Origin of the sequence: Sphingobium sp. PNB (genome assembly GCF_019873065.1) — a bacterium.
In the GTDB taxonomy this organism is placed as follows: Bacteria; Pseudomonadota; Alphaproteobacteria; order Sphingomonadales; family Sphingomonadaceae; genus Sphingobium; species Sphingobium fuliginis.
Window position 1 is genome coordinate 1 of record NZ_JAINEZ010000026.1, and the last position, 23,959, is coordinate 23,959.

24 protein-coding genes are annotated in these 23,959 nt (G+C 66.9%); 14 read left to right on the top strand and 10 right to left on the bottom strand.

Annotated elements, in window-relative coordinates:
* Window positions 1-74 precede the first annotated feature (74 nt).
* A complete protein-coding gene (locus tag K7W03_RS10910; RefSeq protein ID WP_061939873.1) occupies window positions 75-755 on the bottom strand; it encodes an EI24 domain-containing protein in 681 nt (226 codons plus the stop codon).
* A 110-nt stretch (window positions 756-865) separates the two neighbouring features.
* Here K7W03_RS10910 and K7W03_RS10915 point away from each other — a divergent pair, with 110 nt between their 5' ends.
* Complete coding sequence (locus tag K7W03_RS10915) at window positions 866-1,867, top strand: adenosine kinase (RefSeq protein WP_222886321.1); 1,002 nt, start codon at window positions 866-868, stop codon at window positions 1,865-1,867.
* Window positions 1,868-1,906: 39 nt separating this feature from the next.
* Here the strand turns inward: K7W03_RS10915 and K7W03_RS10920 are convergent, their stop codons facing one another.
* From K7W03_RS10920 to tsaD, 3 genes are all read right to left on the bottom strand, one after another.
* Entirely contained in the window at window positions 1,907-3,427 is a 1,521-nt protein-coding gene (locus K7W03_RS10920; protein WP_371873103.1) for a lipopolysaccharide biosynthesis protein, read from the bottom strand.
* Window positions 3,428-3,490: 63 nt separating this feature from the next.
* Window positions 3,491-4,477 carry an NAD(P)H-dependent glycerol-3-phosphate dehydrogenase gene (locus K7W03_RS10925; protein WP_226870055.1) on the bottom strand — a complete coding sequence of 329 codons (987 nt, stop codon included), beginning with the start codon at window positions 4,475-4,477 and terminating at the stop codon, window positions 3,491-3,493.
* A complete protein-coding gene (tsaD, locus tag K7W03_RS10930; RefSeq protein ID WP_222886322.1) occupies window positions 4,474-5,508 on the bottom strand; it encodes a tRNA (adenosine(37)-N6)-threonylcarbamoyltransferase complex transferase subunit TsaD in 1,035 nt (344 codons plus the stop codon). The genes K7W03_RS10925 and tsaD overlap by 4 nt, the downstream gene beginning before the upstream one ends.
* 45 nt (window positions 5,509-5,553) lie before the next feature.
* On the opposite strand from tsaD, the gene hemC reads away from it, so the two are divergent.
* From hemC to K7W03_RS10950, 4 genes are all read left to right on the top strand, one after another.
* Window positions 5,554-6,492: a hydroxymethylbilane synthase gene (gene hemC, locus K7W03_RS10935; protein ID WP_222886323.1), complete on the top strand. Its 939-nt coding sequence runs from the start codon at window positions 5,554-5,556 to the stop codon at window positions 6,490-6,492.
* On the top strand, window positions 6,489-7,157 hold the full coding sequence (locus K7W03_RS10940; RefSeq protein ID WP_222886324.1) for a uroporphyrinogen-III synthase: 669 nt from the start codon (window positions 6,489-6,491) through the stop codon (window positions 7,155-7,157). The genes hemC and K7W03_RS10940 overlap by 4 nt, the downstream gene beginning before the upstream one ends.
* A 10-nt stretch (window positions 7,158-7,167) precedes the next feature.
* Window positions 7,168-8,052: a hypothetical protein gene (locus K7W03_RS10945; protein ID WP_025548244.1), complete on the top strand. Its 885-nt coding sequence runs from the start codon at window positions 7,168-7,170 to the stop codon at window positions 8,050-8,052.
* A 123-nt stretch (window positions 8,053-8,175) separates the two neighbouring features.
* Window positions 8,176-8,925: an esterase/lipase family protein gene (locus K7W03_RS10950; RefSeq protein WP_222886325.1), complete on the top strand. Its 750-nt coding sequence runs from the start codon at window positions 8,176-8,178 to the stop codon at window positions 8,923-8,925.
* A gap of 159 nt (window positions 8,926-9,084) precedes the next feature.
* On the opposite strand, the gene gltX is transcribed toward K7W03_RS10950, so the two are convergent.
* Window positions 9,085-10,413 carry a glutamate--tRNA ligase gene (gene gltX, locus K7W03_RS10955; RefSeq protein ID WP_222886326.1) on the bottom strand — a complete coding sequence of 443 codons (1,329 nt, stop codon included), beginning with the start codon at window positions 10,411-10,413 and terminating at the stop codon, window positions 9,085-9,087.
* 5 nt (window positions 10,414-10,418) lie between these two features.
* Window positions 10,419-12,080 carry an NAD+ synthase gene (locus K7W03_RS10960; protein WP_140042793.1) on the bottom strand — a complete coding sequence of 554 codons (1,662 nt, stop codon included), beginning with the start codon at window positions 12,078-12,080 and terminating at the stop codon, window positions 10,419-10,421.
* Window positions 12,081-12,211: 131 nt separating this feature from the next.
* Here K7W03_RS10960 and K7W03_RS10965 point away from each other — a divergent pair, with 131 nt between their 5' ends.
* The gene (locus K7W03_RS10965) at window positions 12,212-13,147 is read left to right on the top strand and encodes a ribose-phosphate pyrophosphokinase (RefSeq protein ID WP_025548240.1); all 936 of its coding nucleotides are present in this window, start codon (window positions 12,212-12,214) and stop codon (window positions 13,145-13,147) included.
* A 93-nt stretch (window positions 13,148-13,240) separates the two neighbouring features.
* Here K7W03_RS10965 and K7W03_RS10970 read toward each other — a convergent pair whose 3' ends face one another.
* Entirely contained in the window at window positions 13,241-13,477 is a 237-nt protein-coding gene (locus K7W03_RS10970; protein ID WP_025548238.1) for a hypothetical protein, read from the bottom strand.
* Between the two features lie 55 nt (window positions 13,478-13,532).
* Window positions 13,533-13,961 carry a VOC family protein gene (locus K7W03_RS10975; protein WP_222886327.1) on the bottom strand — a complete coding sequence of 143 codons (429 nt, stop codon included), beginning with the start codon at window positions 13,959-13,961 and terminating at the stop codon, window positions 13,533-13,535.
* 127 nt (window positions 13,962-14,088) lie between these two features.
* Between K7W03_RS10975 and hisN the strand changes: the two genes are divergently transcribed.
* A complete protein-coding gene (hisN, locus tag K7W03_RS10980; protein ID WP_025548235.1) occupies window positions 14,089-14,874 on the top strand; it encodes a histidinol-phosphatase in 786 nt (261 codons plus the stop codon).
* Between the two features lie 116 nt (window positions 14,875-14,990).
* On the opposite strand, the gene K7W03_RS10985 is transcribed toward hisN, so the two are convergent.
* Window positions 14,991-17,186 carry an AsmA family protein gene (locus K7W03_RS10985; protein ID WP_222886328.1) on the bottom strand — a complete coding sequence of 732 codons (2,196 nt, stop codon included), beginning with the start codon at window positions 17,184-17,186 and terminating at the stop codon, window positions 14,991-14,993.
* Window positions 17,187-17,344: 158 nt separating this feature from the next.
* Between K7W03_RS10985 and rpmI the strand changes: the two genes are divergently transcribed.
* The 7 genes from rpmI (at window position 17,345) to K7W03_RS11020 (ending at window position 23,397) form a co-directional block, all read left to right on the top strand.
* On the top strand, window positions 17,345-17,548 hold the full coding sequence (rpmI, locus tag K7W03_RS10990; protein ID WP_007689506.1) for a 50S ribosomal protein L35: 204 nt from the start codon (window positions 17,345-17,347) through the stop codon (window positions 17,546-17,548).
* Window positions 17,549-17,562: 14 nt separating this feature from the next.
* Window positions 17,563-17,925: a 50S ribosomal protein L20 gene (gene rplT / locus K7W03_RS10995; RefSeq protein ID WP_022682430.1), complete on the top strand. Its 363-nt coding sequence runs from the start codon at window positions 17,563-17,565 to the stop codon at window positions 17,923-17,925.
* Window positions 17,926-18,124: 199 nt separating this feature from the next.
* Window positions 18,125-18,745, top strand: coding sequence for a LysE family translocator (locus tag K7W03_RS11000; RefSeq protein WP_222886329.1), 621 nt, complete (start codon window positions 18,125-18,127; stop codon window positions 18,743-18,745).
* A 60-nt stretch (window positions 18,746-18,805) separates the two neighbouring features.
* The gene (locus K7W03_RS11005; RefSeq protein WP_140042790.1) at window positions 18,806-19,153 is read left to right on the top strand and encodes a GIY-YIG nuclease family protein; all 348 of its coding nucleotides are present in this window, start codon (window positions 18,806-18,808) and stop codon (window positions 19,151-19,153) included.
* A 22-nt stretch (window positions 19,154-19,175) separates the two neighbouring features.
* Window positions 19,176-20,279 (top strand): phenylalanine--tRNA ligase subunit alpha, encoded by a 1,104-nt coding sequence (gene pheS, locus K7W03_RS11010; protein WP_025548230.1) that lies wholly within the window; start codon window positions 19,176-19,178, stop codon window positions 20,277-20,279.
* Window positions 20,276-22,690 (top strand): phenylalanine--tRNA ligase subunit beta, encoded by a 2,415-nt coding sequence (gene pheT / locus K7W03_RS11015; protein ID WP_222886330.1) that lies wholly within the window; start codon window positions 20,276-20,278, stop codon window positions 22,688-22,690. Before pheS ends, pheT begins: the two co-directional genes overlap by 4 nt.
* Window positions 22,687-23,397 (top strand): DUF4386 domain-containing protein, encoded by a 711-nt coding sequence (locus tag K7W03_RS11020; protein ID WP_137709661.1) that lies wholly within the window; start codon window positions 22,687-22,689, stop codon window positions 23,395-23,397. Before pheT ends, K7W03_RS11020 begins: the two co-directional genes overlap by 4 nt.
* Here the strand turns inward: K7W03_RS11020 and K7W03_RS11025 are convergent.
* Window positions 23,345-23,869: a hypothetical protein gene (locus K7W03_RS11025; protein WP_025548227.1), complete on the bottom strand. Its 525-nt coding sequence runs from the start codon at window positions 23,867-23,869 to the stop codon at window positions 23,345-23,347. The genes K7W03_RS11020 and K7W03_RS11025 overlap by 53 nt on opposite strands.
* Window positions 23,870-23,959: the final 90 nt, after the last annotated feature.

A 23,959-nucleotide genomic window follows, 5' to 3' on the forward strand; every position in this document is an offset into this window, starting at 1 on the left:
GGGCGGCGGCACGACGCCTCCGCAAGCGGCGAGGGTCAAGAGCGAAGCCAGGACGAACGCCGGATGAGGACGAGTCATGGCATGTTCCTTCGGGCACCGTGCAGCATGTGGACCGCCATAGCCGCGCTCCAGATCGGTGCAAGCAGGTTGAGCAGCGGCACGAGGAAGATCAGCGCCGAAGCGAGGCCCATGAGCCACCGGCTGCCGCGCGGGATCGGCGGCAGGTCGGGATGGCGGGGCTCGACCATGTCGGCCATGTCCCGGCCCAGCAGGGCGGCGTTCAGGATCAGGAACAGGCCCAGCGTGCCGATGCCCGTCACCAGCAGCAGCAGATAGGCCGGCAGGGCAAGCAGGTTCCAGCCGACGGTCCGCAGGATGGAGCGCAGCGCGAAACGAAGGCTGCGGCCCCAGCCGACCGGCCGGGCGCGGGCTGCCGCCGCGGGGTAGCTGTCCCGTTCTACGGCAATGACGATGTCGTCGGCAAACAGGCTCATGATCGCCATGGCGGTGGCGCGGAACAGCAGCCAGCCCGCGGCGATCACGCCGATGGCGGTCGCGGTCGCCTCCGCCAGCCCGCCCCAGCCCGCGCCCGGCAGCCAGCCATAATGCAGGCGGGCGGCGTGGATGCCGGTCCACAAGGCGGCGGCGAGGACCGCGAAGGCGAGCAGGGTCAGGAGCAGCGTCCTGAACAGCAGCCGGAGGGCGGCACCGTGGAAGATGGAAGGGAATGCGCGAAGGACGGCGGCAAGGACCATGACACCGCTATTCCCGCCCTGGCGCGCAGCGTCAATCAGCGCCGTTGCGCAGCGCGCCCCGGATCGGTAGAGACGGCGGGATTTTTCCCCTTATTCACGAAGGATTTTGCGTGACCGCTGCTGCCCCCACGCTTGATGTTGTCGCCATCGGCAATGCCATTGTCGACGTGCTCGCCCGGAGCGACGACGCTTTCCTGGCCGAACATGCGCTGACCAAGGGCGGCATGCAGCTGATCGACGCGGAAACGGCGGAAAGCCTTTATGCCGACATGGGCGCGGGCAAGGAGATCAGCGGCGGATCGGCGGCGAACACGCTGGCGGGGCTGGCCGCGCTGGGCAAGAAATGCGGCTTCATCGGGCAGGTCAATGACGACCAGTTGGGCGCCGTCTTCGCCCATGACGTGCGCGCGCTCGGCATACGCTACGATACGCCGGCGATGCAGGGCGACGTGCCGACGGCCCGCTGCCTGATCCTGGTGACGCCCGATGCGCAGCGGACGATGAACACCTTCCTGGGGGCGTCGCAGTTCCTGCCCGAGACGGCGCTGGACCTGGACCTTATCCGTTCCGCGTCCATCCTCTATCTCGAAGGCTATCTCTGGGATCCGGAGCAGCCGCGCGCGGCGATGCGCGCCGCCATCGACGCGGCGCGGGGCGCGGGGCGGAAGGTCGCCTTCACCCTGTCGGACAATTTCGTGATCGACCGCCACCGCGCCGACTTCATCAACCTGATCGACCAGGGGCTGATCGACATCCTCTTCTCCAATGAAGGCGAAATCCAGTCGCTGGCCGGGGTGCATGATTTCGACGCCGCCGTGGCCGCCATCGCCGCGAAAGTGCCGATGCTGGTCTCGACCCGCAGCGAAAAGGGCGCGATCGCCATGGTCGACGGCGTGCGGTACGAAGCGCATGCGGCGCCGGTGGCCGAAGTGATCGACACGACCGGTGCGGGCGACCTGTTCGCGGCGGGTTTCCTGGCGGGCCATCTGGAGGGGCTGGAGGTCGAGAAGTGCCTGAAGCTGGGGGCGGCGGCGGCGGCCGAAGTGATCTCCCACTGGGGCGCGCGGCCGGAGGACGACCTGAAGGCGATCCGGGCGAAGACGCTGGAGTAAGATGGGAGGCCGGGCGAAAGTCCGGCCTTTTCCTTTGCGTCAGGCCGGCTTCTGCTTTCGGAACAGCGCGCGGTCGTCGGGGCCGAACCCCCAGCGCCAGATGACGAAGCCGTAGACGCCGAGAATGGTGAAGACGCCGAAGACAAGCTCCACCCACTCGAAATGAGGTGGCAATGCGACGAAAGCCGCGCCAACGATGCAGGCGACGCCGGAAGCGCTGAGCAACGGCCAGCGCCAGGCGTTGACCCTGGCGCCCAGCAGGTTCGACAGCAGGCGCGCCTTGACCAGCGCACTGACGCCCAGCGCTATGCTGAGCGCCAGCGCCGGCGCGGCGGCGATGGCCATGTCGTGCAGGCCCAGGCGCCGCGCCACGAAGATCAGAGCGAAGCTGAGCGCCGCCTGAAGCCCGATCATCAGCAGCGAGATCATCAGATTGCGGTGCCGCGCGATATAGACCAGCGCCGATTCGCTGACCACGGCGGTCGCCGCCACGACTTCGGCCAGCAGCAGGAAGGCGAGCGCGCCCGTTCCGCCGACGAAATGCGGACCGACCAGCCCCATCACCGCTTCGCCCGGAATGCCGAGCGCAAGCGCGATGCCCGCCTGCGCCGCGATGATCCAGAAGCCGACCTGGCTCACCTGCCGCGCTATGGCGGTGAGATTGCCCTCCGAAAGATTGCGGGTGATGACCGGGCCCAGGATCGGGTCGAAGCTGGTCTTCAGTTTCTGGGGCAGGGAGGCGACCTGTTGCGCCACATAATAGATGCCGACCACGGCGGGGCTGACGAACAGGCCGAGGATCGCCATGTCCAGCCGGCGCGACCCCCATTCCACGCCGTCCGCCGCCGCCAGCGGCAGATTGCGGCGCGCCAGCCGCCACAGCCGTCCGAAATCCGGGCGCCAGCCATAGGGAATGCCGTAATGGCGGGTCATCGGAATGATCGAGGCGACCAGCGCGGCGATCATCGAGACCACATAGGAGAGGATCAGGCCGTCGCGGGTCGAATAATAAGCGAAGCCGAAGGCGCCGATGCTGATCGCCCAGGGTTCGATGATGGACCGGGCCCGCACCGTGGCGCCGATGTCGAAGCGATAGGCGCAGGCGGCCAGCGCCACGTCGGACCCGGCGACCGCGATCACGATCAGGGCGAGCAGGCGGTCGAGGCCGTTGATGCCGCTGTTCGGGAACATGGCCTGGGGGAAGGCGACCAGGAGCGCGCTGCCGATCAGGGAGGCGATCAGCGTCACCACCATGGCGTCGGTCACGACATGGCTGTGCGGCCGCTCGGTCTGGGCGAGCGCGCCCGCGAGGCCGCGTTTCAGGCCGAGCGTCGCGAGCTGGGCGACGAACTCCACCACCAGCACCGCATAGGCGAAGCGGCCCAGCGCGTCGGCGCCATACCAGCGGCCGGCGATGAACAGGAACGGCAGGCGCGCCGCGAGGCGGAGCAGGAAACCGAACACATTGGTCCGTCCACCCTTGGCGAGCGCCGCAATATCGTCCTGCTGCGCGGGAGAGGCCCCTTCAGCCGCCAAAGAATTATGATCCCCCTGTGACATCAATGCTGTCGCGTCATTTTGTGGAGCCGGACTGTAGCAACAAATGATGATAGGGCGATGAATTTATTCGGCGCGCAGCGGACGGGCGAGCAGCGCATCCATCACCTGGGCGAGCGGCGCGGCATCTTCCAGCAGGGCGCAGACCGCCTCGACCACGGGCATTTCGACATGGGCGGCGCGGGCGGCTTCGCGCAGCACGGGCGCGGTAAAGGCCCCTTCCGCGACGGTCCGGCGGTTGGCCAGCAGGTCGCTGGCAGCCCGCCCCTCCCCCAGCCCCTTGCCGAGCGAGAAGTTGCGGCTGTTGGTCGAGGAACAGGTAAGGACGAGATCGCCCAGTCCGGAAAGTCCAGCCAGCGTTTCGGCGCGGGCGCCCCTGGCCAGACCGAAGCGGGTCATTTCGGCAAAGCCCCGGCTGATCAGCGAGGCGCGGGCATTGAGGCCCAGGCCCGCGCCCTCCGCGACGCCGCAGGCGATGGCGAGGACGTTCTTCACCGCCCCGCCAATCTCCGCGCCGACGACATCGTCGGACAGATAGGGGCGGAAGGCAGGGCGCGCGATGCGGCCCGCAATCTTCGCGGCAAGAGCGGCGTCGGCGCAGGCGAGGGTGATCGCGGTGGGCAGGCCCCTGGCGACCTCATGCGCGAAGGTCGGCCCCGAAAGGACGGCGATAGGCGAGGTCGGCTGCGCTTCCATCGCCACCTCGGACATCAGCAGGCTGGTGCCCGCCTCGATCCCCTTGGAACAGAGGACGAGCGGCGTGCCCGCCGGCGCCTGCGCCACGACGGTGCGCAGATGCTGGGCAGGGCTGACGATCAGCAGCAGATCGCGGTCGGCCATGGCGGCCATGTCGCCGGTCGCCTCGATCGAGGCGCTAAGCGGGATATTGGGCAGGTAGAGCGGGTTCTGGCGGTCGCCGTTGACCGCGGCGACGACTTCGGGTTCCAGCGCCCAGAGGCGGACATGCCGGCCGTCCGCCGCCAGCGTCTGGGCCAGTGCGGTGCCCCAGGCGCCTGCTCCGATGACGCCTGCCTTCAGGGAGGGAGCCTTCATGCTTTCACTCCTGCGCCGCGCGCCTTTTCCGCGCCGGGGTCCAGCGGCCAGCGCGGGCGCGCCGGAACGGTGAGGTCGTCGATAAGGCCCGCCGCATAGCGTTCCGCCCCGGCCCATGCGATCATCGCCGCATTGTCCGTGCAGAGCCAGAGCGGCGGCGCGACAAAGGGCAGATCGTGCTTTGCGGCGAGCGCTTCCAACGCGGCGCGGATCGACTGGTTGGCGGCGACGCCCCCCGCGACGACGAGGGCGGTGATGTCCTGAAGGCCCGCCAATTGCCGCTCGGTGCGGTCGATCAGGCAGTCGATGACGGCCTGCTGGAAGCTGGCGGCGATGTCCTCGGTCGAATATTGCCCGGACTGGGCCGCGCGCATGACCGCGCTCTTGAGGCCAGCGAAGGAGAAATGCGGCTCGGCGGTGCCGACCAGCGGGCGTGGCAAGGGAACGGCCCCCGGATTGCCATCGGCGGCGGCTTTCTCCACCGCCGGCCCGCCGGGATAGCCCAGTCCGAGCAGCTTGGCGGTCTTGTCGAAGGCCTCGCCGCTGGCGTCATCGATGGTGGTGGCCAGGCGGGCATAGTCGCCCGGCCCCCGCACATGCAGCAACTGGCAATGGCCGCCCGACACCAGCAGCAGCAGATAGGGGAATTGCAGCGTCGGATCGGCCAGGCGCGGCGAAAGGGCATGGCCTTCCAAATGGTTGACCGCGATCAGGGGCTTGTTCGCGGCATGGGCGAGCGCCTTGCCGGTGACGAGGCCGACCATCACGCCGCCGATCAGGCCGGGGCCGGCGGTGGCGGCGATCACGTCCACATCGGCAAGCGTGAGGTCGGCGTCCTTCAGCGCCGCCTCTATCAAGGGCGAAAGCGCCTCGACATGGGCGCGGGCGGCGATTTCCGGGACGACGCCGCCATAGGGGCGATGCGCCTCCTCCTGCGTGGCGAGGCGGTGGGCCAGGATCTTGCCCTCCGCCGTCACCAGCGCCGCCGCGGTTTCGTCGCAGCTTGATTCCAGGCCGAGGATGATCGTCATTGCCGCTTCCATCTAATGCCCGCGATCATTAGAGCAAGCGGGATCATGCAAAAGCCTTCCCGTCCGCCCCACACGCCCCTTCGCCTTGGCACGCGTGGCTCCCCGCTCGCGCTGGCGCAGGCCCATATGACGGTGGCGGCGCTGCGGGCGCGCCACGGCTGGGACGAGGGCGCGGTCGAGATCGTCGTGGTGCAGACCAGCGGCGACCGCATTCAGGACCGGGCGCTCGCGGAAATCGGCGGCAAGGCGCTTTGGACCAAGGAGCTGGACCGCGCGCTGGCCAGTGGCGAAATCGATTTCGCCGTCCATTCGATGAAGGATGTGGAGACGATCCGGCCCGCCGAAATCCGCATCGCCGCCATGCTGCCCCGCGCCGATGTGCGCGACCGCCTTGTGGGCGCGGACAGTTTCGCGGCGCTCCCCGAAAGGCCGCTGGTGGGCACCAGCTCGCCGCGCCGGGCGGCGCAGGTCAGGCGGCTTCGGCCCGACGCGGAGGTCATCCTGTTCCGCGGCAATGTCGCGACGCGGCTCGCCAAGCTGGAAAGGGGGGAGGCGCATGCCACCCTGCTGGCGGCGGCCGGGCTCGACCGGCTGGGCCAGGGCGATGTGGGCGTCACCATCCCCGTCGAGGTCATGCTGCCCGCGCCGTCCCAGGGCGCCGTGGGCATCGAGACGCTGAGCGACAATGAAACGGTGCTCGATCTGCTGGCGTCGATCAGCGACGCCGACACCTTCGATTGCGTGATGGCGGAGCGCGCAGTGCTGGCCGGGCTCGGCGGCACCTGCCATTCGCCCATTGCGGCGCTGGCCCGGCTGGAGGATGGGCGGGTCCATCTGCGGGCCGAGATCATCAGCCCCGACGGGCAGGAGACGGTCAGCGATGCGCTGCGGATCGGGCGGGGCGATGCCGCCGCCGCGGAAAGGATGGGACGCGCTTTGCTGGACAGGGCCAGTCCGACGCTGCGGGCTTTGTTCGAGGCGTGAGGCCTCTCGTCATCCTGCGGCCTGAACCGGGGGCGGGCAAGACCGCGGCGCGGGCGGCGGAACTGGGGCTGAAAACGCGGGTCTTTCCGCTGTTCGCGCCCCGGGCGCTGCAATGGGAGGCCCCTGCCCCGGAAAGATTCGACGCCCTGTTGCTGACCAGTGCCAATGCGGCCCGGCTGGCGGGGGAAGGGCTGGCCCGCTATCGGAAGTTGCCCGTCTATGCGGTCGGACAGGCGACGGCGAAGGCGCTGGAGGAAGCCGGATTCGCAGATGTCGTCGCCGGGGATGGCGACGGCACCGCCATTGCGCGGCGGATCGCGGCGGACGGGCATGGCGATGTGCTGCATCTGGCGGGGCGGACGGTGGCGCCGATCGACGCGGGCGCGCTGCGGATCGAGCGGGTCGTCGTCTATGAAATGCTGCGGACCGGCGATGAGGGATGGGCAGAGCGGCTGGAGGCCGGCAGCGTCCTTCTGGTCCACTCCCCGCGTGCCGGCGAATTGCTGGCGCGCCATGTGGGTCCGGGGCTGCGCAGATCACTCCACCTGATCGCCATCAGCCCTGCGGCGCTGGTCGCCTGCGGCACCGGATGGGCCAGCGCTCAGGCGCCCGATAAGCCCGATGATGAGAGGATGCTGGCCCTTGCCGTCGGATTATGCGAATGATTCGCCTCATATGGAAGAAAAGCCCTTGATGAGCGACACGGATGGCCCGTCCGGCGGCGTTGCGGCGCCGCCCCCGGCGCGACGCGGATCCTGGCTGCTGGTGCTGCTGGTCTTGCTCGCCTTTGCGGTCGGGGTCGTGCTGACCGTCCTCGCCCTGCCGCGCATCCAGCGGTGGAATGCACCGCAACGGCCGTCGGTGCTGAGCGATCCGTTGCTGAATGCCGCCGCGCCGGGCGTGCCGATGCGGCCGCTGTCCGCCGATGCCGGGCAGATGCTGGACGCGCGCGTCGTGCAACTGGAGGAACGGCTCAACCGCATCACGGTGGAGGCGCAGGCGGCGTCGGGCAACGCGGCGCGCGCGGAGGGCCTGCTGGTCGCCTTCGCGGCGCGGCGGGCGCTCGATAGCGGGACGCCGCTCGGCTATATCGAGGGCCAGTTGCGCCTTCGTTTCGGACAGGCGCAGCCGCGCGCGGTGGCGACCATCATCAACGCCGCGCGGGAACCGGTGACGCTGGCCGACCTGCGCGCCGGGCTGACGGCCCTGGCCGACCGGGTCACTGTCCCGCCCGCCGACGCGAGCTGGTGGGAAGCGCTGGAACATGAGGCGCGGGAGATCATCACCATTCACCGGGCGTCCACCCCCTCTCCACGGCCGCAGGCAGCGCTGGACCGGGCGCTGCGCTATCTGGACGGATCGCAGGTCGGCGCGGCTCTGGCCGAGGTGGAGCAGATGCCGGGGCGCGCGGCGGCCGACCGCTGGATGCAATATGCGCGGCGCTACATGGAAGCGCGGCGGGCGCTGGACCTGATCGAAACGGCCGCGATATTGGAGCCGCGCCAGTTGCGGGCGGCCGACGGCGCGCCGGTGGCGCAGACCTCTCCATTGGCGCCCTGATCCTTCCATAAGCCGCTGTCACAAACGGCGAACCGTTCATGCCCGTGGACAAATCTCCATGGACTCGGGAGCCTGTGTCATGAGAATGTCATTTTTCCTGTTGGAAGAAGGAAAGACATTTTCGTGCCGCCCTATGCCGACGCCATTGCCAGTTTCTGGAAGAGCCGCCTGGCCAGCGGATCTCGCGCGGCCGAGCGGCCGTCGCTCCAGCATCTGTTGGGCAATGCATCGGTGCCTTTCGATCTGGCGCGGACACGGGCGCAGGCCGCCCAACTGGCGCGGGCCATCCATGGCGACGGACGGCAGGTCCTGCTGATCCCGGGCCTGCTCGCAAGCGAGCAGCGTATGGAGCCTTTACGCGCCGTGCTGAACGCGGCGGGTTATGAGGCGCATGGCTGGGGCATGGGCCGCAATTTCGGACCCAAGCCGGACAGTCTGGAACAGATCGACCACCGGGTGGACGCCATAAGGCGTGAGACCGGAGCGCCCGTAACTCTGGTGGGCTGGAGCCTGGGCGGGCTGTTCGCGCGGGAATATGCTAAATTCGCCATGCATAAGGTCGGCGGCGTCGTGACGATGGGTACGCCCTTTTCCGGCGATCCCCGCGCCAATCATGCGTGGCGGCTCTACCAGCTCGTTTCCGGATTTCCGGTCGACCGGCCGCCCTTCACCTGCCGGCGTGAGGAAAAACCGCCGGTGCCGACCGTGGCGCTCTGGTCGCGTCGGGATGGCGTGATACTGCCCCAATGCGCCAAGGGGCGCGTCGGCGAGCGGGATCGGGCAATCGAGGTCGACTGCACCCATATGGGCTTCGCAGCCGCGCCGGAAGGAATTTTGGCCGTTGGCCGGGCGCTGGAGCTTATACAGCGGTAGGGCTTTCGGAGCGCCGGGATAGTGGCCCGGGTGGAGAGCGGACAGGCCTGCTTTCTCTCACCGGTCTTGCTTGGGACTGTGGCGCAAAAACAGGCATAAAGGGCTTCGACAAGCTCGGCCCGAACGGTCTTCTGGTCCGCTCCTCGCCAAATCTCCCGATCAGACCGACAGACGCGCCAAGGCTTCTTCCCGCCCGATCAGTGGCAGGAGCTGGCCCATGTCCGGTCCATGGTCCAGTCCGGTCAGTGCCCGGCGCAGCGGCAGGAACAGCGCCTTGCCCTTGCGGCCGGTTTCCGTCTTCAGCGCTTCGGTCAGGGTTCGCCAGATGGCGGCATCGAAGCTCGCCTCCGCCAGCCGGGCATGCGCCAGGGCCAGGAAGTCGCGATCTTCGTCCGCCGGGAATGGCGCGTCGATCGGGCCGGTGACGATCCGCCACCAGTCAGCCGCCCCCGCCACGGTTTCCAGATTGGGGCGGATGGCGTCCCAGGCCGCTTCGTCCATGCCCTGAGGCAAACGATCCGCAACAGCCGCATAGGGCAGCAGGTGGACGATCTTCTGGTTGAGGCTCGCCAGTTCCCCTTCATCGAAGCGTGCTGGCGCCCGGCCGAAATGGGCGAAGTCGAAGCTGTCGATCAGCGGTTGCAGGTCCGTAAAGGGTTCCACCGGCATGGAACTGCCCAGCCGCGCCAGCAGGGAGGCGATGGCCATCGGTTCAAGACCGCTCTCGCGAAAATGCGCGACGCCAAGCGATCCCAGACGCTTGGAAAGCTTGCCCTCGCTCCCGGTCAGCAGCGCTTCATGGGCGAAGGCGGGCAGTGTCGCGCCCAGCGCCGCGAACATCTGGATCTGCGTCGCGGTGTTGGACACATGGTCTTCCCCGCGCAGAACATGGGTGATGCCCATGGCGATGTCGTCGATCACCGACGGCAGCATATAGAGCCAGCTTCCATCGGCGCGGCGGATCACCGGATCGGACAATAGTTTCGGGTCGAAGCGCTGGTCGCCGCGGATCAGGTCGGTCCAGCCGATGGGCAGGTCATGATCCAGTCTGAAGCGCCAGTGCGGCCGACGCCCTTCGGCTTCATAGGCCGCAATCTGGTCCGCGCTCAGGGACAGCGCCGCCCGGTCATAGACCGGCGGCAGGCCACGACCCAGCAGCACCTTGCGGCGCAGGTCCAGTTCCTGCGCGGTTTCATAGGCCGGATAGACATGGCCCGACGCCTTGAGCGCTTCGAACTTTTCCTCATAGAGGGCGAAGCGGTCGGACTGCTTCTCCTCCCCGTCCCAATGCAGGCCGAGCCAGTTCAGGTCCGCCTTGATGCCGTCGGCATATTCGGGGCGCGAGCGTTCGAGATCGGTGTCGTCGAGGCGCAGCAGGAACTGGCCGCCATATTTGCGCGCGAACAGCCAGTTGTGCAGCGCGGCGCGGATATTGCCGACATGGAGGTTGCCGGTGGGCGACGGAGCGAAGCGGGTGATGACTGTCATGCGGTTTACAGCGTGCGGAAGGCGTTGGTGATCGGGTAGCGGCGGTCGCGGCCGAAATTGCGGATGCCAAGCTTCACGCCCGGGGGCGACTGGCGGCGCTTATATTCCGCGACATAGAGCAGCCGTTCGATACGGGCGACCGTGTCGCGTTCGAATCCGCGGGCGACCAGTTGCTCGACCGACAGTTCCTCCTCCACCAAACCGTAGAGGATGGGGTCCAGCACCTCATAGGGGGGCAGGCTGTCCTCGTCCTTCTGGTTGTCGCGCAATTCGGCGCTGGGCGGCTTGGTGATGACGCGCTCGGGCATGACGGGGCCATGGGGGCCGAACCCCTCGCCCAGCGACGGAACATTCTCGTTGCGCCAGCGGCAAAGGTCGAACACCGTCGTCTTATAGGCGTCCTTCAGCACCGAATAGCCGCCCGCCATGTCGCCATAGATGGTGGCATAGCCGACCGACATCTCGCTCTTGTTGCCGGTGGTGAGCAGCATATGACCGAATTTGTTGGACAGGCCCATCAGCGTCACGCCCCGGATGCGGGACTGGATATTCTCCTCCGTCAGGTCGCGCTGGCGGCCGGCGAAGACGTCGGCCAGCATCGCATCGAAAGCCTCCACCGCGGGTTCGATGGGGATGCTGTCGTAGCGGACGCCCAGCAGGCGGGCGCATTCGATGGCATCGTCCAGGCTTTCCCGGCTGGTGAAGCGCGATGGCATCATCACGCACCACACCCGGTCGGCGCCCAGCGCGTCCACCGCGACGGCAGCGGAAAGGGCCGAGTCGATGCCGCCCGACAGGCCAAGCACGACTCCGGGAAAGCGGTTCCCGTTCACATAGTCGCGCAGGCCCAGGACCATGGCGTTGTAGATGTCGGCGGGGCGATCATCGAGCGCGTGACGCTCGCCGGGAAGGCAGACCCACTGGCCTTCCCATTTTTCCCAGTGCGTCAGGACCAGCGCCTCTTCCCAGTCGGGAAGCTGGTGCGCCAGGCTGAGGTCGCCGTTCATGACGAAGGAGGCGCCGTCGAACACCAGTTCGTCCTGCCCGCCAACGCGGTTCAGATAGACGAGCGGCAGGCCGGTTTCACGAACCCGGGTCCCCGCGACGGCGTTGATGCGGCGGTCGTCCTTGTCGACCTCGAACGGGGAGCCGTTGGGGCTGATCAGGATTTCCGCGCCTTCCGCCCGCAAATGGGCGGTGACGAAGGGAAACCAGATGTCCTCGCAGATCGGGACGCCGATGCGAACGCCCCGGAAGTCGATGGGCGCGGGCAGCGGACCGGGGGCGAACAGGCGCTTTTCGTCGAAGGTGCCGTAATTGGGCAATTCCCGCTTCTGCCGGATGGCGGTGACCGCGCCATTCTCCAGCAGGGCGACGACGTTGAACAGGACGCCTTGCGACGCCACGACCGTGCCCACCAGCATGGCGGGGCCGCCGTCGGCGGTCGCCTGCGCCAGCCGGTCCAGCTCATGATTGGCCCGGTCCACCAGCGCGGGCTTCAGCACCAGATCCTCGGGCGGATAGCCGATCAGTTGCAGTTCGGGATAGACGATGAGGTCCGCTTCCATCGCCCGCGCACGCCATTCCAGCATCGCGTCGGCATTGGCGGACAAGTCGCCCACCGACTGCGTCATCTGGGCCAGGGCTATCACGAGTTTGTCGGTCATGGTCCGCGCCCCTAGAGCATTTTGCAGCAGCGCGCAAAAGCGCCTTTTCAGGAGGGGCCTCCGCCGCTAAAGGGGCCGCGTTCCGACAGCGTCACCAATTTGTCACGCCATTTAGTTCTAGGGGTTTGGCCATGAAGCTCATGACCGGCAATTCCAACAAGCCGCTCGCGGCCGCCATCGCCGACTATATCGAGATTCCCCTGACCGACGCGAGCGTCCGCCGCTTCGCCGACGAAGAGGTTTTCGTGGAAATTCACGAGAATGTCCGCGGCGAGGACGTGTTCGTGATCCAGTCGACCAGCTATCCGACGAACGACAATCTGATGGAGCTGCTGATCATGATCGACGCGCTGAAGCGCGCGTCGGCCAAGCGAATCACGGCGGTGGTCCCCTATTTCGGCTATGCCCGGCAGGATCGGAAGCCCGGCCCCCGCACGCCGATCTCGGCCAAGCTGGTCGCCAATCTCATCACCACCGCAGGCGCCAACCGCGTGCTGTCGGTGGACCTGCACGCCGGGCAGATTCAGGGCTTCTTCGACATTCCGACCGACAATCTGTTCGGCGCGCCGGTCATGTCGGCCGACATCCAGGCGCGCTTCGGCGACCGCAACCTGATGGTCGTGTCGCCGGACGTGGGCGGCGTGGTGCGCGCCCGCGCCCTTGCCAAGCGGCTGGACAACGCCCCCCTCGCCATCGTCGACAAGCGGCGCGAGCGCGCAGGCGAATCGGAGGTCATGAACATCATCGGCGACGTGAAGGGCCGCTTCTGCGTGCTGATCGACGACATCGTCGATTCGGCGGGCACGCTCTGCAACGCCGCAGCCGCGCTCAAGGCGGCGGGGGCTGAAGAGGTGGCCGCCTATGTCAGCCATGGCGTGCTGTCGGGCGGCGCGGTGGCGCGGGTCGAGGCGTCGGAACTCAAGGAACTGGTCATCACCGACTCGATCCAGGGTACGGATGCGGTCTGCGGCGCGAAGAGCATCCGCCATCTGCCGATCGCTCCCCTGTTGGGCGAGGCGATCAAGCGCATCGCGGACGAAAGCTCCGTTTCCAGCCTGTTCGACTGAGATCGCCGCGAGGAAGCCGAAAAAAGGCTGCCGATGGTCCCATCGGCAGCCTTTTTCATGTCCGTTCGGCAAAGTCGCGCGGCGCGACTTTGCTCAGTTGCGCGGAAACAACAGCAACGGCAGGCTGCACACCAGCGCCATCGCCAGGAAGATGCGCTGGCTGAGTGAAATGCCGAGCGGCTTGTCGCGCCACAACCAGGGGCAGGTCAGCAGGGCCAGCATGAACAGAATGTTCGCCAATGCGGGCGAACCGTCGGCCGGCAGATCCTGCCACAGCGCCAGCCCTCCGAACAGGGCCATGAAACTTACAATCCAGCCGACCAGCGCCACCAGCAACTCCTTCGAGACATGTCGAAGGGATAGGACGGCGCGAACCGGCGGAAGTTTAGGCGGAATGCGCCCAGGGGTCGTAAGTGCCGAAGCTCCAGACATTGCCCTCTGGATCGAGCGCTTCATAGCCGCGACCGGGATAGCCGTCATTGTCGTGCGGCTCGCTGACCACGACGGCGCCTTCATTCCGTGCGTGAAGGCAGTGGGCGTCGGCGTCGGGCACGACCACATAGATGCAGGTGGTGACGCCGCCCAGTTCCCTGGGCGTGCTCCAGCTATAGAGCGATTCCGTCGCTCCGTCGCGGACGCTGCCCAGCATGACCATGCCCTCCCCCAGCACCAGCTGGGCATGATGGACGATGTGCGGGTCGTCCACATCTTCGTAGCTGGCCTGCACTTCGAAACCAAAAGCCCGGCAGAGAAACCGGATGGCGGCGGGCGCATCGGCATAGCGCAGGCCGGGGATGACGGAAGAACCGGGCATCACATCCCTCCTTCAGGGAATCGGAGAGACCCAGCCTATCCTTTAACTTCGCCCGTCGCGACAGTCCTTTGCATTTTCCCGGCGGTCGACCGTTCCGCCAGGCGGGAAAATGCTCTAGGCCCATGGCATGACGACCCGCGACGATCTGGCCCTTGCCAACCGCCTTGCCGACGCCGCCCGCGCGGCGATCCGCCCCTTTTTCCGCGCGCGCTACGACATGGAATTCAAATCCGACAAGTCCCCCGTGACGGAGGCGGACAGGGCCGCGGAGGCAGCAATCCGCGCGATCCTGGAGAAGGAACGGCCGCAGGACGGCATCATCGGGGAGGAATATGGCGCGAGCCGCGAGGATGCGGAACGGGTATGGATCCTCGATCCCATCGACGGTACGCGCAGCTTCATCGCCGGGCGGCCGATCTTCGGCACGCTGATCGCGCTGACCCAGGCGGGTTGGCCGACCGTCGGGATCATCGACCAGCCCATTGCGGAGGAACGCTGGGCGGGAATGATGGGGCAGCCGACGACCTTCAACGGAAAGCCGGTGACCACCCGCGCCTGCCGCGCCCTGGACGAGGCGATCCTGGCCTCCACCGCGCCGCAGCTTTTCCCGGGCTGCAGCGGCGAGCATTTCTCACGCCTTGCGGGGCAGTGCCGCGACACCGTCTGGGGCGGGGACTGCTATAATTATGGGCTGGTCGCGTCGGGTCATGTCGACATCGTGGTCGAGGCGGGTCTCAAGCTGCACGATCTGGCGGCACTGGTGCCGGTGGTGGAGGGCGCGGGCGGGCGGATGTGCGACTGGACCGGCGAACCGCTCACGCATGACAGCGACGGTCAGGTGATAGCGCTGGGCGACGCCGCGCGGCTGGATGACGTGCTGGAGGCATTGGCCGAAGGGCATGAGGGTCATTAGGGCGCTAATTATTTCAGGTGGGTGTATTACTCGTCCAGCCCAGACGGCGATCTGTTAGCTGGGAAATTAGCCTGTCGCCGCTCAGCACCCCGCGATTGGTGCAGGGCGCCAGTGCATCAGAAGATGCCCAGGAATTTCTTCTTCTGGCTCTTATTTTCGCGGGCATTGCCCTTGCCGGCTTCATCCTTGGCCGTGGTGCCGCGGCCGACATCGTCGCGGGGCTTGCCGCCCTTGGTGCGCTGGGCGGCGGCCGTCGCGCCGGCAAGGACCGGACCGCAGGCGGCGCTCTTCGCATCCCCGACATCGACGAAGGCAAGCACCGAGGCAAGCGGCGTGGCGGCTATGCCGAGCGCCGCCGCCGCGCCGCCGCGCGCGACCAGTTCGGGGCTGATCACGTCGATGCCCGGCCTGGCGAAATATCCGGTGATGCCGACGGGCGACTGACCCGAGAACAGGCTGAACTTCTTGCCGTCGGCGCGGAAGGCGAGGTCCAGGCTTTCGTTGCGGAAGGAGAAGCCGCCCCGGCCCAGCATCACATTCTTGCGCGTGTCGATGATGATCGGATCGGCGGCGGCCACGCCGTTGCGCACGGTGAAGGCGATCAGGCCGCAATTGATCTCCACCGGGTCCTTCAGCTTCTTCTGGAACATCTTGGTGATGAAGGTGCCGATGTCGAGTTCCGCCAGTTGGACGTTGCGCGCCCACATGGAGCCCGCCGGCAGGATCACGGCGATGCGACCGTTGGACGTGCTGAGCGAATCGTGCAGCGTGTTGCCGAGGCCGGTCATCTGGACGCGCGCCTTGATCGTGCCGGTGGTGCCGGATTCCTCCACGCCCCAGCGGGAAAGCAGCTTGCCCATAGGCGTGGGCGACAGTCGGATGTCGTAGCTGGTGCGAACGGGTTCTGTCCGGGCATTGATGCTGATGTCGGAACTGACATGACCGCCCGACATGTCGAATGTCAGCGGCGACAGCCTGAGCAGGCTGCGGTCGAGCGAGAGCGTCAGGCCGATATTGGACACCGGCAGATTGTCGGCGCGGACCCGGCGGACGTCATAGCGGACGCGCGCATCGAAATTGCGCAGCGCCTCCACCCGCAGCGGCGCGTCGGGCAGGACGCGCGGCGTGCCGCCCACCGTCTGGATCGCGCCCGCCTTGCCCTGCCTCTCCAGCCGCTGGGGGTCATAGCCGATGAAGGGGCCGACATCGACGATGTCGAGGCTTTGGGTGGCGAGGTCGGCCTTCAGCAGCAGGCGATCGTCGGGCAGGGACACGGTCATGCGCCCCGCCAGGTCGCTGTCGCCGAAACGGCCCTTGAGATGGGTGAACCGCCACTCCTCGCCAGCCTTGGTCAGCGCGGAGGTGAAGCGATAGGCGCGCGTTTCGGGAATGGCGACGCCCAGGAAATCGAACAGCCGCGCAAGATTGGGGCCATGGGTGAGCAGGCGCAGGTCCGCCCCCTCGATCTCGGTCGCGCCGGGAAGCGTGCCGCTGACCTCCAGCACGGTCGCGCCAGCCTCGGCCCGGAGGGCAAGCCTGTTCCGGCCGCCCGTCACCGTCTGGTTGGGCGAGAGCAGGCCGCCGCGCAGCCTGAAGGGGCGGCCCCGCATCGTGCCGGTGCCGGAAAAGCGCACGTCGCTGGCAAAGCGGGTGTCCTGCGCCTTCACCGTCTCGAATCCGATGTCGGCGTCAAGCTGCATGCGGGGGTCGCGATAGCGCAGCGTCGTACCGGCCAGGAGGGCGCGGCGGATCAACGGCAGGTTGAGCGGCTCGCCCTTCCTGCCGGGATCGCCGAAGGTCCATGTGTTGCTCCTGCCGTCGCGCGACCATTCCAGATCGGCGGCGGCATTGCGCAGTTCGAGCCAGCGGACCTTGTACTTGTCCCCGAAGAGAAGGCTGAGGGGCGCGATCCGGCTATCGATCAGGTCGGCGCGGAAAAAGGCGGGCCGGCTGGCCCAGGGCGTATTGGCGACGGCGATATGCTCGGCGCGGAACTTGATGGTGATTGGGTCGAAATAGAGCTGGAAGTCGCCGCCGACGCGCACGGCGCGTTCAAGGCGGTTGCCGAGCATCCGTTCGAAGGGATGCTTGAGGAAGCGGCCCTTGGTGATGAAGAGCATGAGCCAGAGCGCGAAGAGAATGCCGACGATCCAGAGCAGGATGCGCACCGGCAGGGGGAGCCTTCGCCAGCCCCCTCTGGCGCGCTGGACATAATGGCCCGTGCCGCGGGGGCGCGGCATTTCGCTTGTCGGCCTATCCGGCCGATCGGGGCTTGCCGGCATGTCCGGCCGGAGGGGATCGGCGTCGGCCATGGCGGTTCAACGCCGATCCGCCTTTTTGGGTCCGAATCGCTTGCGTTCGGGGATGCTTCCGACTATGGGCCGCCCTTCGCGATATTTGGAAGGACCGCCCGGCTAACTAGGGCTGCCGTGGCTGCCCGTAATCGTCGCGCTTTGAAAAGGAGACGAAAATGCCCAAGCTCAAGACCAAGAGCGGTGTGAAGAAGCGCTTCAAGTTCACCGCTTCCGGCAAGGTCAAGCACGGCGTCGCTGGCAAGCGTCACCGCCTGATCAGCCACAATGCGAAATATATCCGCCAGAATCGCGGCACCTCGGTCATGTCCGACGCCGACGTGGCCCATGTGCGCCTCTGGGCGCCCTATGGCCTGAAGTAAGGGAGGGCTGACCAATGGCACGTGTCAAGCGTGGTACGACCACCAAGGCGAAGCATAAGAGGATATTGGATCAGGCGAAGGGCTATTATGGCCGTCGCAAGAACACGATCCGCATCGCCCGTCAGGCCGTCGAAAAGGCCGGCCAGTACGCCTATCGCGACCGCAAGGTCAAGAAGCGGACCTTCCGTGGCCTGTGGATCCAGCGCATCAACGCCGGTGTCCGCGCCGAGGGCCTGACCTATTCGCAGTTCATGCACGGCCTGAAGCTGGCCGGCGTGGATCTGGACCGCAAGGTCCTGGCCGACATTGCGATGCACGAAGGCGAGGCGTTTAGCGCCATCATCGCCCAGGCGAAGGCTGCGCTGCCCGCGGCCTGAGCTTAGAACGGTCGCAAGATCGTCCAAAGGGGCGCCGGGGCAGATGCCTTCGGCGCCCTTTTTGATTGGCGTGAACCCCCATCTCCGCTCACCCTGGGCGAAGTCGAAGGTTCTGCTGAGCCGCAGGCGAACGGTTTCGCCAGGCTCAAGCGCTGCTTCGGCTTCGCTCATCCCGAACGGTATTGAAGGAATATCCCTCATGTCGCTGTATGTCTGGTGGCTTTATGTCACGGCGGTTTTCCTGATCTCGGCCACGCCGGGACCGAACATGCTGCATGTGATGACGCAGAGCATTCATCATGGCCCGCGTCGGGCGCTTGCCACCATGGCCGGGCTGATGAGCGCGATCCTGCTGTGCCTGATCGCCTCCGCGCTGGGGCTGGGGGCGTTGCTGAAAGCCTCTCCGCGCCTGTTCGACGGGTTGCGCTATGCAGGTGTCGCCTATCTGATCTGGCTGGGCGTCAAGGCCTGGCGCGCGCCGGTGGGTGAAGCAGGCGAGGTGGGCGCCACGCGGGCGCGATCGCTGCGGGCGCTCTATGGCACCGGGTTGCTCACCGGCCTCAGCAATCCCAAGCTCATCATCTTCGCGGCCGCGCTGTTTCCGCAGTTCATCGATACCGATCGGCCCTTTGCGGTGCAGCTGGGCATATTGGTGGCGAGCTTCGTCGCCATCGAGTTCGGCTGGCAGTGCGTCTATGCGCTGGGAGGCATGAAGCTCGCCCGCTGGCTGGCGCCCGCGAACCGGCAGCGGTTGTTCAACCGGGGAACGGGGTTGATGTTCATCGGCTTCGGCGGGGCGTTGCTGGGGGCGCGGGCGTAAGTCCCCGCTTTTCCACCTCGTCATTCCCGCGAAAGCGGGAACCCATCTCCCGAGGAATGCATGAAACGCGAAATCAGCCCAATGGTCTACATATTGGCGAGCCGCCGAAATGGGACGCTGTACACCGGCGTTACCTCCGACCTTGTAAAGCGTCTATACGAACATCGAAACGGCTTGATTGAAGGCTTCACGAGCGACTACGGCGTCAAGCGCCTTGTCTGGTTCGAAATGCATGACGCGATCGATGGCGCGATATTGCGGGAAAAGCGGATCAAGAAATGGAACAGGCAATGGAAGATCGAGCTGATCGAGGCTGGAAATCCCGAATGGGATGATCTGGCCCTGGCTTTCGGCTTTGAACCCCTCCGCGAGAGGGCAGGAGATGGGTTCCCGCTTTCGCGGGAATGACGGGAAAGTGGAACGACGTTCGATGACTGAGATTGCCAATCTGAAAGCCGGCTTGATCGCGGATATTGCCGCCGCCGACACGCTCGACGCGCTGGAGGCGCTGCGGGTCGGCGCCTTGGGCAAGAATGGCGTGGTGACGGGGTTGCTCAAGACGCTGGGCCCGATGAGCCCGGAGGAGCGGCTGGAGAAAGGCCCCCCGATCCAGGATTTGCGGGAGAGCGTGACGGCGGCGCTGGCGGAAAGGAAGGCGGCGCTGGAGCAGGCGGCGCTCGATGCGAAGCTCGCGGCCGAGAAGATCGACATGACCCTGCCCGCCGACACCGGTCCACAGGGGTCCGTGCATCCGGTCAGCCAGGTGATGGATGAACTGGCGGAGATTTTCGCCGATCTGGGCTTCTCCGTGGCGACGGGGCCGGAGATCGAGGACGACTGGCATAATTTCACCGCGCTCAACATTCCGGAGACGCATCCGGCGCGGGCGATGCACGACACTTTCTACTTCCCCGACACCACCGATGGGAATGGGGACGGGAAGAAGATGCTGCTGCGCACCCACACCTCCCCCGTGCAGATCCGGACCATGATGAACGGCGAACCGCCGATCCGCATCATCGCGCCGGGCCGCGTCTATCGGTCGGACAGCGACGCGACGCATACGCCGATGTTCCATCAGATCGAGGGGCTGGTGATCGACAAGGGCATCACGCTCGGTCATCTCAAATGGACGCTGGAGACTTTCCTGAAGGCCTTTTTCGAGCGCGACGACATCGTCCTGCGCCTGCGGCCCAGCTATTTCCCCTTCACCGAACCTTCGGTGGAGGTCGATGTCGGCTATACGCTGGTGAACGGCCAGCGGGTGATCGGGGGCGACGGCGACGCGCCGGGCGGCGGCTGGCTGGAGGTGCTGGGCAGCGGCATGGTCAACCGGCGGGTGATCGAGGCCTGCGGGCTCGATCCGGATGAATGGCAGGGCTTTGCCTTCGGGACGGGCGTCGACCGGCTCGCCATGTTGAAATATGGGATGAACGACTTGCGCGCTTTCTTCGACGGCGATCTGCGCTGGCTGAAACATTATGGCTTTTCGGCGCTGGATGTACCCACTTTGAGCGGGGGAGTGGGCGCATGAAGTTCACGCTGAGCTGGCTCAAGACGCATCTTAATAGCGATGCCGACCTGCCGACGATCCTCAAGGGGCTGACGAACATCGGTCTTGAGGTCGAGGGCGTGGAGAATCCGGCGGAGAAGCTGGGCGCCTTCCGCATTGCGAAGGTGCTGACGGCGGAGCGTCATCCGCAGGCGGACAAGCTGCAGGTGCTGACCGTGGATGCGGGCGACGGCCCGTTGCAGGTGGTCTGCGGCGCTCCCAATGCACGCGCCGGCCTGGTCGGCGTGTTCGGGACCGAGGGCGCGGTGGTGCCGGTCAACGGCATGGTGCTGAAAAAGACCGCCATTCGCGGCGTCGAATCCAACGGCATGATGTGCTCGTTCCGGGAACTGGAACTGGGCGAGGATCATGACGGGATCATCGAACTCAGCGCCGATGCGCCGGTGGGAAGGGTCTATGCGGAATGGGCGGGGCTGGACGATCCGGTCATCGACGTGTCGATCACGCCCAACCGGCAGGACTGCATGGGCGTGCGCGGCATCGCGCGCGACCTGGCGGCGGCGGGGCTGGGCACGCTGAACGCGCTGATCGTGCCGACGATCGAGGCCGCCGGGCCCGGGCCGGACGTGCGGATCGAGGATGCGGAGGGCTGCCCCGCCTTCTTCGCCCGGACGGTGCGCGGCGTGAAGAACGGCAGTTCGCCCGAATGGATGGCGAAGCAGTTGAAGGCCATCGGGCAGAAGCCGATCAGCACGCTGGTCGACATCACCAATTACATCATGATCGATCTGGGCCGGCCGCTGCACGTCTATGACATGGCGACGCTGAAGGGCGGGCTGGTGGCGCGGCGCGGCAGGCCGGGCGAGCAGGTGCTGGCGCTGAACGGCAAGACCTACACGGTCGATGAGAGCATGACCGTGATCGCCGACGACGAAGCGGTGCACGACATTGGCGGCATCATGGGCGGCGAGCATTCGGGCGCCACGGAAGCCACGACCGACGTCCTGATCGAATGCGCCTATTTCACGCCGGAACGGATCGCGATGACGGGGCAGAAGCTGGGGCTGACCAGCGACGCGCGCGGACGGTTCGAGCGTGGGGTGGACCCGGCCTTCCTGGACGACGGCCTGTCGATAGCGACCTATCTGGTGACGCATCTCTGCGGCGGCGGCGCCAGCGAGGCGACGCGCGCCGGCAGTCCGCCGCTGGCCGTGAAGACCGTGACCTACGATCCGGCGCAATGCCTGGCGCTCGCCGGCGTCGACGTCGCGGATTCGGAGCAGAAACGCATTCTTGAAAGCCTGGGATTCGAGGTGGAAGGCAATGACGCCACCTTCGAATATCAGGACGGCGTGCCGGTCACGACCCCTGCCACATGGACCGTGACGGTGCCGAGCTGGCGGCGTGATGTCGACGGCTGGCCCGACATCGTCGAGGAGGTGGTGCGCATCGTCGGGCTGGATCAGGTGCCCTCCACCCCCCTGCCCCGCGCCCCCGGCGTCGCCAAGCCGACCGCCACGCCGGAACAGGCCATCGAACGGCGCGTGCGCCGGACTGCGGCGGCGCGTGGGCTGGCCGAAGCGGTCAACTGGTCCTTCATTTCGGAGAGGGAGGCCGCTGCCGTCGGCGGCGGGACATGGACCCTCGCCAACCCGATTTCGGAGGATCTGAAGGTCATGCGCCCCTCCCTGCTGCCCGGCCTGCTTTCGGCCACGCGGCGGAATGTGGACCGCGGCGCGGCTTCGGTGCGGTTGTTCGAACTGGGCCGCCGCTATCTGGCGGACAAGGAGCGGCCGACCGTCGGCTTCGTGCTGGCGGGCGAGAAGGTGGCGCGGGGCTGGCAGACCGGGAAGGCGCAGCCCTTCTCCGCCTTCGACGCCAAGGGCGAGGCGATCGCGCTGCTCACCGCCGCGGGCGCGCCCGTCGCCAATCTCCAGAGCTTCGGCGAGGCCTCGGGCGCCTATCATCCGGGCCAGTCGGGCACGTTGCGGCTGGGGCCGAAAACGGTTCTGGCGGAGTTCGGCGTGCTGCATCCCAGCCTCGCCAGGCAGTTCGGGCTGACCGGCGCGGTGGTCGCGGGCGAGATCTTCCTCGACGCGATCCCCGCCCGACGGGCCAGCGGCTTCATGCGCCCGCCCTATGCGCCGCCAGCCTTGCAGGCGGTGAAACGCGATTTCGCGTTCCTCGTCGATCAGACTGTCGAAGCCGACGCACTGGTCCGTGCGGTCAGGAACGCGGACAAGAAAGCGATCGTTGACGCGCGGCTGTTCGACGTCTTCGTCGGCCCCGGCGTGGATGAGGGCAAGAAGAGCCTTGCCGTCGAGATCACGCTGCAACCCGGCGACAAGAGCTTTTCCCAGGAAGAGCTGGACGCGATCAGCGCGGCCGTGGTGAAGGCGGCGGAAAAGCTGGGCGGCACTCTGCGGGGATGAGGCTGTTCGCCGGGATCGAGGGGAAAGCGCGGCTTGCCGGTCTCTTCCTTCTCGGCGGCATGGCGGCGCGCGGCGTGGGTGAGGCCATGATCCGCGCCGCTCTGGTCGTGCCCGGTTCCGGGCCGGAAACGGCGCGGAACATAAAGGACTTTCCCTGGGCCTATCGCGCGGCGGAGGCGACCGATCTGGCGATGGCCTGCGCCATGCTGGGGGCGACCGTACTGCTTTATGCGCTGTTCGCGCCGGGCGGGAGGCATGTTGCGCGGATGGCGGCTTTGCTTTCCGTCATCGGCATTGCGACGCTGGGGGCAGGCAGCCTTCTCTCCATCGCGCCGCTCATCCTGCTGGACTGGGCGCCGCATCCGGGCATCGGCATGGCGCAGACCTATTCGCTCGTGGAACTGGCGCTGCTGCTGCGGGATCAGGTTCAGCACGTCGCACGCATCTTCCTGGGGCTGTATCTGCTGCTGATCGGTCTGCTGGCTTTCCGCTCGCGGCGGTTTCCCCGCGCATTGGGCGCGGCGCTGATGTTCGGCGGCTCGGTACAGGCGGTGGCGCGCCTGATGGCGCTGATCGCGCCGGATCTGGCCGACGCGACGGTGATTCAGGCGGACATCGCGGCGGTGCTGGCGGAGGCTGTCTTCGCGCTATGGCTTATTTTTTCGGCTCGTCGGCCTTTTCCTGCGCCGTCGGCGGCGGACTCATGATCTTGCAACCCTTGGCGTCGGCCAGGCCGCGCAAATAGCCGCGCCGGGCTATGCCGGCGGTGACGGCGGCTTCCAGACGACGCTCGGCAGGGGCGGCGCCGCTGATCTCCCGCACGAGGCCGCGAAAGGGGATGATCGAATTGACGATCGTCTTGCCGACGGCTTCGGCTATCTTGCCGGTGCGGTTCTCATTCGCCTTCTGCCCCACGGTGAAGTCGGGGCCAAGCACCGCGTTGAGTTCGTCGAGCGAGGTCTTGAGCGCCTTGCAGCTCCGCAAGGGCGGGCGCTTATAGGGGTCTTCGACCGCCTGCTGGAGCACATCGGGAATCTTGTCCTTGTCGATGCCGACATCCCGCGCGGGCTGGGTCGCGATGGTGCCCGCCTTCTTCAACGTGTCGTCCTTCTTCTCCTGTTCCTGCGCCAGAGCGCCCGTCGAACAGAGCAGCAGCGCAGCCACGCCGATCCATTTCATCCGATTTCTCCCTGCTGCTTCTTCAACCCCTTGAGACTGGGCGTGGTTCCGCGCCGGCCTGGCCGCTCCGGACTCTTTCTTTTCCGCGAT

Excerpts from the sequence above, each read along its gene's own strand:
- tsaD (WP_222886322.1), bottom strand. The coding sequence starts at position 5,508 with ATGACGATCATCCTCGGCCTGGAATCAAGCTGCGACGAAACCGCGGCG.
- K7W03_RS10960 (WP_140042793.1), bottom strand. The coding sequence starts at position 12,080 with ATGACCGACAAACTCGTGATAGCCCTGGCCCAGATGACGCAGTCGGTG.
- K7W03_RS10965 (WP_025548240.1), top strand. The coding sequence starts at position 12,212 with ATGAAGCTCATGACCGGCAATTCCAACAAGCCGCTCGCGGCCGCCATC.
- gltX (WP_222886326.1), bottom strand. The coding sequence starts at position 10,413 with ATGACAGTCATCACCCGCTTCGCTCCGTCGCCCACCGGCAACCTCCAT.
- K7W03_RS10985 (WP_222886328.1), bottom strand. The coding sequence starts at position 17,186 with ATGGCCGACGCCGATCCCCTCCGGCCGGACATGCCGGCAAGCCCCGAT.
- K7W03_RS10920 (WP_371873103.1), bottom strand. The coding sequence starts at position 3,427 with ATGTCACAGGGGGATCATAATTCTTTGGCGGCTGAAGGGGCCTCTCCC.
- K7W03_RS10925 (WP_226870055.1), bottom strand. The coding sequence starts at position 4,477 with ATGAAGGCTCCCTCCCTGAAGGCAGGCGTCATCGGAGCAGGCGCCTGG.
- hisN (WP_025548235.1), top strand. The coding sequence starts at position 14,089 with ATGACGACCCGCGACGATCTGGCCCTTGCCAACCGCCTTGCCGACGCC.
- pheT (WP_222886330.1), top strand. The coding sequence starts at position 20,276 with ATGAAGTTCACGCTGAGCTGGCTCAAGACGCATCTTAATAGCGATGCC.
- K7W03_RS10910 (WP_061939873.1), bottom strand. The coding sequence starts at position 755 with ATGGTCCTTGCCGCCGTCCTTCGCGCATTCCCTTCCATCTTCCACGGT.
- K7W03_RS10945 (WP_025548244.1), top strand. The coding sequence starts at position 7,168 with ATGGAAGAAAAGCCCTTGATGAGCGACACGGATGGCCCGTCCGGCGGC.
- K7W03_RS11020 (WP_137709661.1), top strand. The coding sequence starts at position 22,687 with ATGAGGCTGTTCGCCGGGATCGAGGGGAAAGCGCGGCTTGCCGGTCTC.
- K7W03_RS11025 (WP_025548227.1), bottom strand. The coding sequence starts at position 23,869 with ATGAAATGGATCGGCGTGGCTGCGCTGCTGCTCTGTTCGACGGGCGCT.
- hemC (WP_222886323.1), top strand. The coding sequence starts at position 5,554 with ATGCAAAAGCCTTCCCGTCCGCCCCACACGCCCCTTCGCCTTGGCACG.
- K7W03_RS10975 (WP_222886327.1), bottom strand. The coding sequence starts at position 13,961 with ATGCCCGGTTCTTCCGTCATCCCCGGCCTGCGCTATGCCGATGCGCCC.
- pheS (WP_025548230.1), top strand. The coding sequence starts at position 19,176 with ATGACTGAGATTGCCAATCTGAAAGCCGGCTTGATCGCGGATATTGCC.
- rplT (WP_022682430.1), top strand. The coding sequence starts at position 17,563 with ATGGCACGTGTCAAGCGTGGTACGACCACCAAGGCGAAGCATAAGAGG.
- K7W03_RS11005 (WP_140042790.1), top strand. The coding sequence starts at position 18,806 with ATGAAACGCGAAATCAGCCCAATGGTCTACATATTGGCGAGCCGCCGA.
- rpmI (WP_007689506.1), top strand. The coding sequence starts at position 17,345 with ATGCCCAAGCTCAAGACCAAGAGCGGTGTGAAGAAGCGCTTCAAGTTC.
- K7W03_RS11000 (WP_222886329.1), top strand. The coding sequence starts at position 18,125 with ATGTCGCTGTATGTCTGGTGGCTTTATGTCACGGCGGTTTTCCTGATC.